11 protein-coding genes are annotated in these 13,698 nt (G+C 69.3%); 7 read left to right on the forward strand and 4 right to left on the reverse strand.

Translation table 11 applies throughout. From position 1 onward, the window contains the following. Positions 1-70 precede the first annotated feature (70 nt). From nicT to ACZ6DL_RS03540, 4 genes are all read left to right on the forward strand, one after another. Positions 71-1,147 carry a Nickel transporter NicT gene (nicT, locus tag ACZ6DL_RS03525; RefSeq protein ID WP_466049551.1) on the forward strand — a complete coding sequence of 359 codons (1,077 nt, stop codon included), beginning with the start codon at positions 71-73 and terminating at the stop codon, positions 1,145-1,147. After that, positions 1,144-1,887, forward strand: coding sequence for a DUF6390 family protein (locus ACZ6DL_RS03530; protein ID WP_466048745.1), 744 nt, complete (start codon positions 1,144-1,146; stop codon positions 1,885-1,887). Before nicT ends, ACZ6DL_RS03530 begins: the two co-directional genes overlap by 4 nt. A 718-nt stretch (positions 1,888-2,605) precedes the next feature. Further along, complete coding sequence (locus ACZ6DL_RS03535; protein WP_466048747.1) at positions 2,606-3,115, forward strand: DUF2231 domain-containing protein; 510 nt, start codon at positions 2,606-2,608, stop codon at positions 3,113-3,115. Positions 3,116-3,144: 29 nt separating this feature from the next. Beyond that, entirely contained in the window at positions 3,145-3,558 is a 414-nt protein-coding gene (locus tag ACZ6DL_RS03540) for a hypothetical protein (RefSeq protein WP_466048749.1), read from the forward strand. Positions 3,559-3,647: 89 nt separating this feature from the next. On the opposite strand, the gene ACZ6DL_RS03545 is transcribed toward ACZ6DL_RS03540, so the two are convergent. From ACZ6DL_RS03545 to lexA, 3 genes are all read right to left on the reverse strand, one after another. Then, positions 3,648-4,085, reverse strand: a complete 438-nt coding sequence (locus tag ACZ6DL_RS03545) for a mannosyltransferase YkcB-related protein (protein WP_466048750.1) — start codon at positions 4,083-4,085, stop codon at positions 3,648-3,650. An 8-nt stretch (positions 4,086-4,093) separates the two neighbouring features. Continuing rightward, complete coding sequence (locus ACZ6DL_RS03550) at positions 4,094-5,686, reverse strand: ArnT family glycosyltransferase (RefSeq protein ID WP_466048751.1); 1,593 nt, start codon at positions 5,684-5,686, stop codon at positions 4,094-4,096. Between the two features lie 128 nt (positions 5,687-5,814). Further along, on the reverse strand, positions 5,815-6,543 hold the full coding sequence (gene lexA, locus ACZ6DL_RS03555; RefSeq protein ID WP_396902533.1) for a transcriptional repressor LexA: 729 nt from the start codon (positions 6,541-6,543) through the stop codon (positions 5,815-5,817). A gap of 268 nt (positions 6,544-6,811) precedes the next feature. On the opposite strand from lexA, the gene ACZ6DL_RS03560 reads away from it, so the two are divergent. The 3 genes from ACZ6DL_RS03560 to nrdR all read left to right on the forward strand — a co-directional run bounded on the left by ACZ6DL_RS03560 (position 6,812) and on the right by nrdR (position 9,323). Further along, positions 6,812-7,267, forward strand: coding sequence for a hypothetical protein (locus ACZ6DL_RS03560; RefSeq protein WP_466048753.1), 456 nt, complete (start codon positions 6,812-6,814; stop codon positions 7,265-7,267). Positions 7,268-7,392: 125 nt separating this feature from the next. Continuing rightward, positions 7,393-8,646 (forward strand): hypothetical protein, encoded by a 1,254-nt coding sequence (locus ACZ6DL_RS03565; protein ID WP_466048754.1) that lies wholly within the window; start codon positions 7,393-7,395, stop codon positions 8,644-8,646. A 206-nt stretch (positions 8,647-8,852) separates the two neighbouring features. Further along, complete coding sequence (gene nrdR, locus ACZ6DL_RS03570) at positions 8,853-9,323, forward strand: transcriptional regulator NrdR (RefSeq protein WP_040867881.1); 471 nt, start codon at positions 8,853-8,855, stop codon at positions 9,321-9,323. Between the two features lies 1 nt (position 9,324). On the opposite strand, the gene hrpA is transcribed toward nrdR, so the two are convergent. Further along, entirely contained in the window at positions 9,325-13,443 is a 4,119-nt protein-coding gene (gene hrpA, locus ACZ6DL_RS03575) for an ATP-dependent RNA helicase HrpA (protein WP_466048755.1), read from the reverse strand. Positions 13,444-13,698: the final 255 nt, after the last annotated feature.

The raw sequence follows: 13,698 nt of genomic DNA on the forward strand, positions 1-13,698 counted from the left end.
TCCGGAACCAGAAGGCGAGGTGTGGATCATCGTTCGGATCGCCGATAGCCCCTCGGCGGCGCCCCGCCCACTGGACGGACGGCAGCGGCGCGGCGTCGCGGGGATGGCGGCGGTCGTGGTCACCCTGCACGTCCTCGGGTGGTCGGCACTGCTGCTGGTCGTGGTCCCCGGCGGGTACGTCGTGGACGGTGCGGTGTTCGGCGTCGGTCTCGGCGTCACCGCGTACACGCTCGGAATGCGGCACGCCTTCGACGCCGACCACATCGCCGCCATCGACAACACCACCCGCAAGCTGGTCGCCGACGGGCGCAAGCCGCTGTCGGTGGGGTTCTGGTTCTCCCTCGGCCACTCCACCATCGTCTTCGTCCTGGTCGCGCTACTGGCGTTCGGCGTCAAGGCGCTGGCGGGAAACCTGCGGGACCAGGAGTCCGGACTGCACCGCTGGACCGGGGTGTTCGGAACCGGCGTCTCGGGAACCTTCCTGCTCGCCATCGGCCTGTTGAACCTGGTCTCCTTGATCGGGATCTGGCGGGTGTTCCGCGGCATGCGTCGCGGGACCTACGACGAGGCCGCGTTGCGGCAGCAGCTGGACGACCGCGGCGCCTTGCAGCGGGTGATCGGCCCGCTGACCCGAGCGGTGCGCGCGCCGTGGCAGATGTACCCGGTCGGACTGCTGTTCGGCCTCGGCTTCGACACCGTCACCGAGGTGAGCCTGCTGGTGATAGCGGGCGGCGCGGCGGCGACCGCGCTGCCGTGGTACGCGATCCTGGTGCTGCCGGTGTTGTTCTCGGCGGGAATGACGCTGTTCGACGCGCTGGATGGCGCGTTCATGAACTACGCGTACGGGTGGGCGTTCGCGGGGCCGCTGCGCAGCGTCTACTACAACATCGTCGTCACGGGGCTGTCGGTCGTGGTGGCCCTGCTGATCGGCGCGCAGGAGATGATCTCGGTGCTGGCCGACGAATTCGGCATCGCCGACGGTCCGGTGGCCTGGGTCGGCGGGCTGGATCTCGGCGCCATGGGCTTGCTGATCGCCGGACTGTTCGTGCTCACCTGGGCGGTGGCGGTGGCGGTGTGGCGATTCGGCAGGCTCGAACAGCGCTGGTCCGTCGAGCGCGCCGGTGTCGGTGGAAGGCCCTGCCGATGACGGGCGGCGGCGCGGAGATGTTCGCCCGGTACGCCTACGCGCCCAACCGGCTCGGCTACTGCGGGCCACCCGGCGCGGCCGCGTTGCGGGACGGCTCGGAAGAACAGGTGCGCGCGGTGGCGCGCCGGTTCACCGGTGCGTGGCCCTACCTGCGGGTGATGGCCCGAATGACCGGCATCGCCGATCCGCTGGACCGCAGGCTCGTCGAATCCTATTGGCTGGGCGGTGGAGTCGGCGCGAGCCTGGACCCCCATGAGTTCACCGCCGAACTGCTGAGTCTGCTCGGCCCGGTCGCGGGCGGATACTGGACGCATCTGACCCCGCGGTTGGCCGAGGAGGCCGCGGCCAACCATTGTTTCCACGTCTTCGGTGTGTACCCGTGGTCGCGGCTGCTCCGGCACGGCAACGCACATCCCCTGCACGTCCTCGACAGCTGCCGGATCACCTGGGCAACGGTCCTCGACCGCAGCGGCGGCGAGGTCTCGCTGCGCTGCCGCAGGCTCCGTTGGGACGGAGAACGCCTCACGCTGTCGGCGGAGACGTCGGAGTCCGTGCCGATCCGGGTGGACGGGTACGCGGCGCTGCCCGACGTGGCGGCGGGGGAGCGGGTCGCGGTGCATTGGGGGCGGCTGTGCGGGCGACTGGACGACGCCGGGGTGCGGGCTCTGGAGGCGGGCACAGTGCGTCAGCTGGAGGTCACCAATCGTCGGCTGGCGGCGCGGCGGAGCCCGGCGAGCTGACGAACTCTGTGCCGCGCCGCCGATCACGAACGCCGAATTCCTTGCGGTGGGCTTCATCGGTCCGACAAGGTCGCCGTCGTCGTCCTAGGCCTATGGCGATATTCCATTCGGACGCAAATATCCGATCGGTGGAAATGCGCCGCACCCGACGGTTCGGCGAATTCGAAAGGCGCGACGACGTTTTTCGGAAACCGTGCTCGGAGTAGAATGTACACAGCTGTCGATCTCGACCGCGAGGAGTGCCGCGTGGATTCGCCAATGGTCGCCCGGGCGGAAAATTCATCGCTACCCAGGAATTGTTTCCCGGTGATTATCACGGCGTGCGACCGCGTTTCCTCACCTTCGAGTCCGATGAGCTGAACTGCTTCGAGTCCTGTTGAAGGGAGGTGAACTACCGTGATGGATCAGATGATGGGGATGGCGCGCGACTGGTGGAATCGTATGTTCCCCGGCATGCAGATGCCGATGATGCCAATGATGCCGATGATGTAGTGACCGTTCCGCAGACGGAAAGTCGAATGATGTCGCGGTGTGACGTGCGGGTGTTTCGATCACCGTCTCGGTGCGACGAACCCAGCGCGTTACGCACCGAGCATTCGACGGTCGAGAATCGACCCCGGGGTCGATTGTGGTCGACCCGATGCGCGGTGTGAATGTCCCGTGCGGCGGGTAAGTCCACTTTCGTCATCGACCTGATCGACCTCGGCGGAGGTATGTGATGAGCGGCGATCCACGGCAGGGAAAGCGGCCGGTGAGTGCGGTGCTGGCCGGTCCGTACGGCCATCCGTTCCATCCGATACTGGTCACCGTCCCGATCGGCGCCTGGGTCGCCAGTTTCGTGTTCGACATCGCGTCCCGCCTCGTCGACGAGCCGGACTTCCTGGTCGAGGGGTCATCCTGGTTGATCGCGATCGGCGTGCTCGGCGCCTTGATCGCCGCGACGATCGGGTTCCTCGATCTGCTCGCCATCCCGACCGGCACGCCCGCCTTCCGTACCGGCTTGCTGCACATGACTCTCAACTTGCTGGTGACCGTCGCCTATGCGCTGGGTTTCGTGTGGCGGCGGGGTGCGGACCTCGCGGTCGCGGTCCCGGCCGGGCCGCTGACCCTGTCGGCGGCGAGCCTGGTGACGCTGGCGATTTCCGGGTATCTCGGCGGCAAGCTGGCTTATCGCTACGGCGTGCGGGTCGCCGACGAAACCACCCAAGCCGGCGGCTTCACCCACTGAATCCCTTCGCATCCCTCAGGAGGCACACCATGGGCATCGCCGCACTGGTTTCTTGGCTGCTCACCGCGGGCGGCGGTTTCTTCATGCTCGGCACGTGGATCGCCCGGGGCGGGACGCGGCAACCGAGTTCCACCCAGCTGCCCGTGCCGGTCGTGTTCGGTCACTTCACGCTCGCCGTGGCCGGACTGATCTGCTGGATTCTGTACCTCGTCCTCGACACGGACGCACTGGCGTGGGTCGCGTTCGTACTGCTGATCCCCGTCGCGCTGCTCGGGTTCGCGATGCTGCTGCGCTGGCTGCCCACCTACCGTGCCCGTTCGGCGGGTACTGCAGAACCTCCCGAAGGGCACTTTCCCGTCGCCGTCGTCGCGGGCCACGGCGTGCTGGCCGTGCTCACCGTCGTGCTGGTGTTGCTGACCGCCCTCGGTGTGGGCACGAGCTGACCCGGTCGTACCCGGTTCCGATCCTCGGCCGCCACCGGAACGCGCCATCACCAAAGGTGCGCGGCGGTAGCACCGCCGGGGCTGTCCGATCATTTCGCGCAGGTGCTTCCGAGTGCATCGGCGCAGGCCGGGGCGGTGAGGTCGTAGACGGCGACATTGCCGATGTGTACCGCCGTGTAGTGCGCGGACACCCACTCGGCGATGTCTTCGTGCCCGGCCGGGCGCCACCATCCGTGGTCCGGATCCGGCCCGGCGGGCGCCTCGACCCGGCCGCGCACGCGCCACGAATCGGGCAGCCGCACCTCTTGCGCGAGGTAGTACGTCACCTGATGAGTGCGGACCATGGTCTGGAATCTGTCGAGGGTGGGTACCGGGTCGTCGGAGGTGAAACCGCCGATGGCGACGACCGGGGTGTGGCTGGCGAGTTCGAGCGACGCGGCGACCGAGGAGCGGTCCACGGCGGCCGACCAGGTCGTGGAGGTGTCGCGCAACAGCGCGGAAAGTCGAGGTTCGACCTCTCCGTTCACGAACGAGGTCACCTCGCGGCGCACGTCGTTCCCCGGATCCGCAGCCGCGGGCTCGGCGGGGCCGACGGTCGGGCTGCCCCGGTATGCGCCTGCGGCAGGGTGGCCGCGGCGTACGCTGTCGATCCGCCGATGCCTGCGAGCACACCCGAGACGACGAGCAGCGAGACGGCTCCGGCCCGCACCCGCCGCGCCGCGCCGGGGAACGCGGCGGCGACCAGTGCGAGCGCCGCCGCCGCGCAGACCACCGCGAGCGTCCAACGCAGGAGCGGTAGCCACTCGGGGTTGCGGTCGAGCAGGACGAACGCCCACAGCCCCGACGTGAACACCAGTGCGGCGGCGCCGGCTCGGCCGAACGCCGCGGACCGCCGCCGCCACATCTCGGCCACCCCGATCGCGAACATCCCGGCCACGGCGGGACCGATCGCCAGCGTGTAGTAGGCATGCATGCCGCCGCGCATCACGGTGAACGCGACGCCGTCGACGATCAGCCACAACCCGAAAGCCAATGCGGCCGCACGGATCGGGTCGGTGCGAGGCGCCCGCCCACGGGAGACGAGCACCAGTACGAAGGCGAGCAGGGCAGCCGGAAGCAGCCAGGAGATCTCGAATCCGATCTCGCCGCTGAACAGGCGAACCGGACTCGGTCCGCTCGATCCGGCGAACCCGCCACCGGTATGCCCGGCGGCCGGTGGCATCTCGTATCCGGGCGGCAGCGCGAACCGGTTGCCGCTACGGTGATTGTGCCCCAGGAAACGAGCGAACCCGTTGTAGCCCAGCACCAGATCCATGAAGGTGTTGTTCGTCGAGCCCGCCAGGTAGGGCCGCGCGGTGGCGGGCCACAGGACCGTCAGCAGGACATACCAGCCCGAGGAGACGACCAGCGCCGCGGCGGCGGCCGACAAGTGCAGCAGGCGTTTTCGCGCCGAGGCCGGCGCGACGATCAGATAGGTGAGCGCCAAGGCGGGCAGCACCATGAGCCCTTCGAGCATCTTCGCCAGGAACGCGAACCCGAGCGCGACGCCCGCCAGAATCAGCCAGCGCGCGCTCGCCTGCCGCGCCGCCCGGAGCGTGCAGTACGCGCCCGCGGTCATCAGCAGCACCATCACGGCATCCGGATTGTTGAATCGGAACATCAAGGCCACCACCGGCGTTGCCGCCAGCACGGCTCCGGCCAGCAGTCCGGCAGCCCGGTTGGCGGTCGCCTCGGTGACCATCGCGTACAGCAATGCCACCGTGGCCACGGCCATCAGCGCCTGCGGCGCCAGCATGCTCGCGCTGCCGAATCCGAACAGCTGCCCCGATACGCCCATCACCCATTGCGACACCGGCGGCTTGTCCACGGTGATGAAGTTGCCCGGATCAAGGGAACCGAACAGCACCGCCTTCCAGTTCTGTGCACCGGACCAGGCTGCCGCGGCATAGAAGTCGTTGCCCAGCCCGTTGACCGTGATGTGCCACAGATACGCGACCGCGGTCCTGATCAGCAGGAGAGACAGCCCTACGCGCTCCCACCCTCGGGCGGGCGGAAAGCAGGCCGATCCGGCGCGCGTGGCAATCGGATGCGCATCGGGCACGGCGGCCGCGGCGGGGATCGCTGTCACCGCTGGAGCTTTGCAAGCGTCCTGGTGAATCGCCTGCGCATCAGCTGGGTGCCGTGCCTTGTGCCGTTCGGCGAACGCCGACGGCGCGCATCAGCGCACGGCCGGCGTTCGTCGTTCCTAGAAAACCGTCAGATCTTGCGGATGACCGTGACGACCTTGCCGAGAATCTGGGCGTCGTTACCGGGAATCGGCTCGAAGACGGGGTTGTGCGGCATCAGCCAGACGTCCTTGCCGGTGCGCTTGAAGGTCTTCACCGTGGCCTCCCCGTCGATCATCGCCGCGACGATGTCGCCGTTGTCGGCGACGTTCTGCTGGCGCACGACCACCCAGTCGCCGTCGCAGATCGCCGCGTCGATCATGGACTGGCCGACCACCTTCAGCAGGAACAGGGAACCGTCGCCGACCAGCTCGCGCGGCAGCGGGAAGACGTCCTCCACGGCCTGCTCGGCCAGGATCGGGCCACCGGCGGCGATGCGACCGAGGACCGGGACGAACGTGGGGACGGGACGGTCGACGTCGACGGTGATCTCACCGTCGTCGACCGCCGCGGCCGGCAGGCTGGTCACCGACCGCACCACCTCGTCCAGGCCCCGGACGTCCACGGCGCGTGGCCGATTCGGATCGCGGCGCAGGTAGCCCTTGCGCTCCAGGGCCCGCAGCTGATGGGCGACCGACGAGGTGGACGTGAGGCCGACGGCGTCACCGATCTCCCGGATGCTCGGCGGGTAGCCGCGCTCGCTCACCGAGGAGCGGATCACCTCCAGCACTTTGCGCTGACGCACGGTGAGATCCGCTCCGCTACCCGCCGCGTCGGCGCCGCTCTCGGTCTCGTCACCCGTGTCGTCCGTCTGCCTCACCGCAACCGCCCTTTCCTGCTGTGCCAGGCCGGTCGGTGCCCGGCATGTGTCCTCATGGCCTGTCGTGTCTTCGGTTCTTCGAATCTAGTCCGGTCGCGCCGCTGGATCAAACATCTGTTCGACGCATGTCGGGTGTTCCTGCTGACTTTGTCGGCGACGCGTGGTAGAAATCGAACACCAGTTCTTCGAACACATGAGCGAATATCTACTGAACACGTGTTCGAACAGCTCGAACGCCGACGGAGCACCTACCACGGAGGTTTGTCCGATGAGCACTGCGATCAGCGATGTCACCCCTTCCCTCGGCTCGGCGGTCGCGCAACCCGAGCGCCCGGCCGATTCCGATCGGGACGATCTCGGCTACGAGACCGCCCGGCGGTTGCTGTGTGATGCGCGTGCCCGCGCACTGACGCCCGCGCACCGATCCGCGGCCGATCGGCGCCCGCCCGGGGCGCGTCCCCGCGCCGGAGCGGTCGCCTACGACCGGGGTTCGCGGCCGCTCGCGCGGGGTCGTGCTCATGGTGAACACCCGATGCGCCGGGTCGAGCAAGCGCAGATCGGGTTCGCCGTCCTAGCTGTCACCGCGCTGGTCACCGCCTTGGTGGTGGCGGGGCTGATCGCCCTGGCGCATGTGCGGGCGGGCGAGTGGGGCGGTGAGGCCGGTCGGCCGGTACCGGTGGTGGTGGACGGCCCGGGAGCGCCGGTGGGTGGCATTTCCCGCTGAGCGGAAGGGAATTCGGCCACCCTGGGCGGCCGGAATTGTTGATCGACAAACTGGAACGTGTTGCTACCGTGCTGAAAACGTGATCCGGGCAACACCGCCCGAACGATGTCGGGATCTTTCAGCACATGACACTCCTCAGCGCAGGCCGCTCGGTTCGCGTCCTCATCCGCGCGGCCGCCTTGTCCCTCTGTCTGGTCCTCGGACTCGGCGCAGCATCTATCGCCCGGGCGGAACCCGCGTACCTGGCCTATCTGGACCTGCCCTCCGTCAACGGTGCCGGTGCGGGGGCGGGCGGACTCAGTCCCGCTCTGCCACTGAACGAATCGGATCTCGCCGAGGCGTTGCGGCAGGTACGGGCCGACGGTGTGGCGCCGCGCCGCTACGCGACACTGCTGCACCAGTACTGGCTGGTGATCGCCACCGGGAACGCCGATATCGATCTGGCGGCCTGGGATCCCGGCCAGGGCCCGCGTGCGAACGAACGCACTTTCAACCAGGTCTACGTCAACTACCTGCGGCTGGCCACCCACCACCCGGAGTTCTACTGGGCGGGGCTGGCCGGCATCGCAGGCGGATCGTTCGCCTCCGGATTCTTCGACATGGGCGATGTGGGCGTGGTCCTGGACGTGCCTGGCATCCATCGGCTCGGCGACGCGGTCGCCGATCTGTTGCGCGCGACTCCGCCGGAATTGACGCGGGCGCTGCCGGAGGACATCCGGCTGCTCGCCACCGAGGGCTCCCGCCTGAGCGCCGTGGACGTCGCCTGGTATCAGACCCGCCTGATGATCATGCAGAAGCACATCTTCACGGATCTGGTGCCGATGCACGAAGCCTACGTCGCGCTGGGCATGCGCGGGATCGACGAGATGTACGCGGCGGGTGTGCTCGACGACGACATCCACGCGGCGTGGCAGTCGATCGCCTCGGGCACCAGGGACGGTTATATCGACGCGCTGATCCGGATGACCGATCGGGAACAGAACCGCGTCGTCGCCGACCAGTGGGACGAGACGTCGGCGGGCCGGGCGCCGATCGGCCGCGTGCTCACCTATGTCAGCACCATCGCGGGCAAACCCGCAGTGCCGGGCGTCCGCGCGCCCGGCGTGTTCGCCCCCACGGTGGTCGGCGCCGAGGTAGGTGGCCGCAGCCTCGCGCTCCGCGTGCCGTTGCCCGGCTTCAATTGGGCCGACCGCGAGACGCGCTGGCACTACATCACCGGTGACCTGGTGCCCCGCCATATCGATATGGAGACCGACCCCGCCGTGGCCGGCGCCGTCCTCGGCGAGGTGTTCTGGGACAAACTGGCCCGTGGCCGCCTCGCCGCCCGATTGCCGGACCTCCTCGCCGACCTGACCGCGCACTGGCAGATCGCCGGATGAGGAAGCCGCGTCCGGCAGCGGGGGTGAGTGCGGCAATTCGGGAACCCGGACGGGTATCCTCGAAGTGTTATGCAGGTATTCCGCGTGTCGCACGAGGAATGTCTGGTGCCGGGGTATAGACCTCTGTACACGGGCTCGCCGGACCGATCGCCCCGATCGGTGCCCGGTCCGGACGCGAGCACGCGCATCGACGAAGGATTTCTCGGATGCATTGCCCGTACTGCCGACACCCCGACTCCCGGGTGGTGGACTCGCGCGAGGCCGACGAAGGCGCGGCCATCCGCCGGCGTCGCGCCTGCCCGCAGTGTGGGCGGCGGTTCACCACCGTGGAGACCGCCATCCTGTCGGTGGTCAAACGGAGCGGCGTCACCGAGCCGTTCAGTCGCGAAAAGGTCATCCGGGGTGTGCGCCGGGCCTGCCAAGGTCGTGAAGTCGACGACGACGCGCTGAACCTGCTGGCGCAGCAAGTCGAAGACGCGGTGCGCGCCAAGGGATCTCCCGAGGTGCCCAGTCACGAGGTGGGGCTGGCCATCCTTGGCCCGCTGCGCGATCTCGACGAGGTGGCCTACCTGCGGTTCGCTTCGGTCTACCGGTCGTTCACCTCGGCCGAGGACTTCGAACGCGAGATCCGGGAGATGCGCCAGGCGCGCGCCGAAGCGCTGTCGGCCGCCGACTGACTCAGCGCCGCATCGCGGCGATCGCCTTCTCGATTCGCTTGGCCGACACCGGAAACGGGGTACCGAGCTTCTGCGCGAACAGGCTGACGCGGAATTCCTCGATCATCCACCAGATCTCGGTGACCGCGGGCGCATGCCTGCGGCTCTGTGGGAGCGACGCGATCAAGCGGTCATAGGCGGCGAGCACCCGATCGAGTTCGGCCATGCCTTGCCGATCGCGAACGGCCGAGCCGGGCAACGCCTCCAGTCGCGCCACCGCCGCCTGGAGGTAGCGCGGCAGCTCACGCAGCCTGGCCGCGCCCGTTTCGGACACGAAGCCGCGGAACACCAGGTTGTCGAGCTGATGACGGACGTCTTCGGCGATATCGCGCTCGCTCGTTCGCGCCAGCGCCACCGAAACCTGGTGGGCGCCGGCGAGCACCGGCACGACCAGGCGCACGTAACGAGCGACGGTGGCGGCGAAATCCGGACGGATCCGGGCGACGAGCGCGTCGAACTCCGCCGGGTCGTGCACCGGCCCGCCGGCGGCGACGAGCAGTTCGTCGGCGGCAGCCGCGCGGCAGTCGTCGAGCAGCGCCTCCAGCGAGCCGTACGGATTCTGGCTCAGGGCAAGGCGATCCGCGGGCGACAGACCCGCGGTGGAGCTACGGGCCGAAGCGGGCAGCGTGTGCAGCAGCAGCGCTCTGGTGCCGAGGCGCATGGCGGCGGCCTGCTCCGTGGGGGAGCTGAGCACCCGGACCGCCACGCCGTCCCCCTCGGCGACGAGCGCCGGGTATCCGGTGACGGTCTGCCCCGCCACCTCGCGCCGCACCGTCGGCGCGAGTGTGCCGAGCGATTCGGAGGTCCACACCGTGGCCGGCGGGCGTTCGGCTCCCGCGGTGGCTCGGGCGACCGAGGCGGAAACCTGCTCGGCCAGGCGCGTTTTCAGCGCGGCGAGACTCTTGTCCCGGGCGAGTACGGCGCCGTCGTCGCCGATGGCCGCGAAAGTCATGCGCAGGTGGTCGGGCAGTGCGGAGACCTCGAAGTCGGTGGGGGCGATCGACACCGAACCCAGCCGGGACAGCTCGCGCGCCAGCCCGGCCCGCAGCGGCTCCGCCCGCGGGGTCAGCACCGCCAGGGCCGCGGCCGCGAAGTCGGGTGCGGGGACGACGCTGCGTCGCAATGTCTTCGGCAACGTCTTGATCAGAGCGGCGGCCAGCTCGTCGCGCATGCCCGGCACCAGCCAATCGAAGCCGACGGCGCGGACGTGGGCGAGCTGTTCCACCGGGATCCGCACGGTGACGCCGTCCTCCTCGTTGCCCGGCTCGAACTGGTAGGAGAGCGGGAAAGCGAGTTCGCCTTGGCGCCAGGAGTCGGGGAAAGCCGCCGGGTCCAGTGCGGCCGCGCCTTCGTTGACCACGGTGGAGGTGGAGAAATCCAGCAGCTCGGGGTCTGCCCGGCGTGCGGTGCGCCACCAGCTGTCGAAGTGACGCACCGAGACGATGTCGGCGGGCAGGCGCTCGTCGTAGAACGCGAACAGCACCTCGTCGTCGACCAGGATGTCCCGGCGGCGGGCACGATGCTCCAGGTCGGCCACGTCATCGAGCAGCGCGCGGTTGCGGTGGAAGAACTCGTGCCGGGTCTGCCACTCGCCCTGCACCAAGGCGTGCCGGATGAACAACTCCCGCGACAACTCGGGGTCGATCCGGCCGTAGTCCACCGGCCTGCCGGTGACCAGCGGAATCCCGTACAGCGTGACACGTTCGTAGGCGCGCGCCGCGCCCCGCTTGGCCGACCAGTGCGGCTCGGAGTAGACGCGTTTGACGAGGTCGCCCGCGAGCCGCTCGGCCCATTCGGGCTCGATCTTCGCGGCCATCCGGCCCCACAGCCGTGAGGTCTCGACCAGTTCGGCGGCCATCACCCAGCGGGGCGGCTTCTTCGCCAGCGACGAGCCGGGGAAGATCATGAACTTGGCGTTGCGCGCGCCGAGGAATTCCCGGGATTCCGCTTCCCTGACGCCGATGTGCGACAGCATGCCCGCCAGCAGCGCTTGGTGGATGGCGGTGGAATCCCAGGGGAGTCCGTCCTTGTCCGCGACGATCGCCGCGGTGGCGCCCCGGCCACGTTCGGCGCCGGGGCGCCCGTCGCCCCCGCGCGTGGACCGGCTGCGGCGTGATCGGTTGCCCTGCTTGCCCTCCGGCGCGGCCGCTTCGGTTCGGTCAGGTTCCGCCGGGCTCGCCGAGTCCTGTGCTCGCGCCGACCATCCGAGGCCCTTGGTGATCGTGCGCAGCTGCCCGTGCAGGTCCTGCCACTCCCGGATCCGCAGGTAGTGCAGGAACTCCTCCCGGCACAGCCGCCGGAACTGGTTGGACGACAACGACTTGCGCTGCCCGCCGAGGTAGTCCCACAGCCGCAGGTAGGCCAGGAAGTCGGAACCCTCGACCGTGAAGCGCGCGTGTTTGGTGTCGGCTGCCTGCTGCTGCTCGGCGGGCCGTTCCCGGACATCCTGGATCGACAGCGCCGCGACGATGACCAGCACGTCGGCCAGACAACCGGTGTGTTGCGCCTCCACCAGCATCCGCGCCATGCGGGGGTCGACCGGCAGCTGCGCCATGTCGCGGCCGATCGGGGTCAGCGTCAGGGCGGTCGCGCCGTCGCCGTCCGTCCGGGACTTTCCGTCCCGGCGCGCGAGGGCGCCGAGCTCTTCGAGCAGGGCGATGCCGTCGCGGATGGCGCGGCGGTCCGGTGGCTCCACGAACGGGAAGTTCTCGATGTCGCCGAGGCCGAGCGCGGTCATCTGCAGGATGACCGCGGCCAGGTTGGTGCGCAGGATCTCCGGATCGGTGAAGACGGGCCGGGATTCGAAGTCGTCCTCCGAATACAGCCGGATGCAGATGCCGTCGGCGACGCGACCGCAGCGCCCGGAGCGCTGCCGCGCCGATGCCTGCGACACCGGTTCGATCGGCAACCGCTGCACTTTGGTCCGCATGGAATAGCGCGAGATCCGCGCCGTGCCCGGGTCGACGACGTACCGGATGCCCGGCACCGTGAGCGAGGTCTCCGCGACATTCGTCGCCAGCACCACCCGGCGCCCGGTGTGCGAGGCGAACACGCGGTGCTGCTCGGCGGCCGACAGCCGGGCGTACAGCGGGAGGATCTCGGTGCGCGGCAGCTTAAGATCCCGCAGCGCGTCCGCGGTGTCGCGGATCTCGCGTTCACCGGACAAGAACACCAGCACGTCGCCGTCACCCGCGGCGAACAACTCCGTCACCGCGTCGCCGATCGCGTCCACCGGGTCCCGGTCGACGATGCGAGTGTCCTCGTCGTCTTCGTCTCCGGCGGCGCCCGGAAGTTCCAGCGAGAGCGGCCGGTAGCGGATCTCCACCGGATACGAGCGTCCGGAGACTTCGACGATCGGTGCGGGAGTGCCTTCCTCGTCCGCGAAATGCCGGGCGAACAGCTCGGGATCGATGGTCGCCGAGGTGATGATCACCTTGAGGTCGGGTCTGCGGGGCAGCAGTTGCTTCAGGTAGCCGAGCAGGAAGTCGATATTGAGGCTGCGTTCGTGCGCCTCGTCGATGATGATCGTGTCGTAGCGGCGCAGCAGCCGGTCGCGCTGGATCTCGGCGAGCAGGATGCCGTCGGTCATCAGCTTGATCAGGGTGTGCTCGGAGGCGTGGTCGGTGAACCGCACCGTGTAGCCGACGACGTCGCCGAGTTCGGTGCCCAGCTCCTCGGCGATCCGCTCGGCGACGGTACGCGCGGCGAGCCTGCGGGGCTGGGTGTGCCCGATCGTGCCGCGGATGCCGCGGCCGAGTTCGAGGCAGATCTTCGGGATCTGGGTGGTCTTGCCGGAGCCGGTCTCGCCCGCGACGATCACCACCTGGTGCTCGGCGATGGCGGCGGCGATGTCCTCGCGGCGGGCGGTGACCGGTAGCTGCTCCGGATAGCGGATCTCCGGCACCGCCGCGCGCCGCGCTTCGACCCGCAGTTCGGCGCCCGCGATCTCGGCTTCCACCTCGCCCAGGTCGCCGCCGCGCGCTTTGTCGAGCCTGCGCCGCAACCGGTGTTCGTCGCGAAGGGAGAGATTCGCCAGGCGGGTGCGAAGTTCGCGGGAGTCGGTGGCGGCTGTCCTGGTCATTGCATCGACCAGCCTAGCGAAATCCGCCAGCGGATTTTTCCACCAGCCACCGCGGCCGGTGGCCGAGTGGAAACCGAAGCCCCGTCCCGGCCGGTGAACTGCGCCGATACGCGGGACCGGACGAGGACCGAGGATGCGGGCCCGCCATCGCCGGTGGCCGCTCGTCACGGTCGACGGGCCACCGCGGCATCCCGGATCAGCGCCGTCTTGCGCTGTGCACGGCGCCCTGGCGGCCGGGAGTGGACCACGCCCCGG

This window comes from Nocardia sp. NPDC041819, assembly GCF_055590505.1.

Coding starts and splice junctions, on each gene's coding strand:
- ACZ6DL_RS03530 (WP_466048745.1), top strand. CDS start 1,144: ATGACGGGCGGCGGCGCGGAGATGTTCGCCCGGTACGCCTACGCGCCC.
- ACZ6DL_RS03535 (WP_466048747.1), top strand. CDS start 2,606: ATGAGCGGCGATCCACGGCAGGGAAAGCGGCCGGTGAGTGCGGTGCTG.
- ACZ6DL_RS03540 (WP_466048749.1), top strand. CDS start 3,145: ATGGGCATCGCCGCACTGGTTTCTTGGCTGCTCACCGCGGGCGGCGGT.
- ACZ6DL_RS03560 (WP_466048753.1), top strand. CDS start 6,812: ATGAGCACTGCGATCAGCGATGTCACCCCTTCCCTCGGCTCGGCGGTC.
- ACZ6DL_RS03565 (WP_466048754.1), top strand. CDS start 7,393: ATGACACTCCTCAGCGCAGGCCGCTCGGTTCGCGTCCTCATCCGCGCG.
- nrdR (WP_040867881.1), top strand. CDS start 8,853: ATGCATTGCCCGTACTGCCGACACCCCGACTCCCGGGTGGTGGACTCG.
- hrpA (WP_466048755.1), bottom strand. CDS start 13,443: ATGACCAGGACAGCCGCCACCGACTCCCGCGAACTTCGCACCCGCCTG.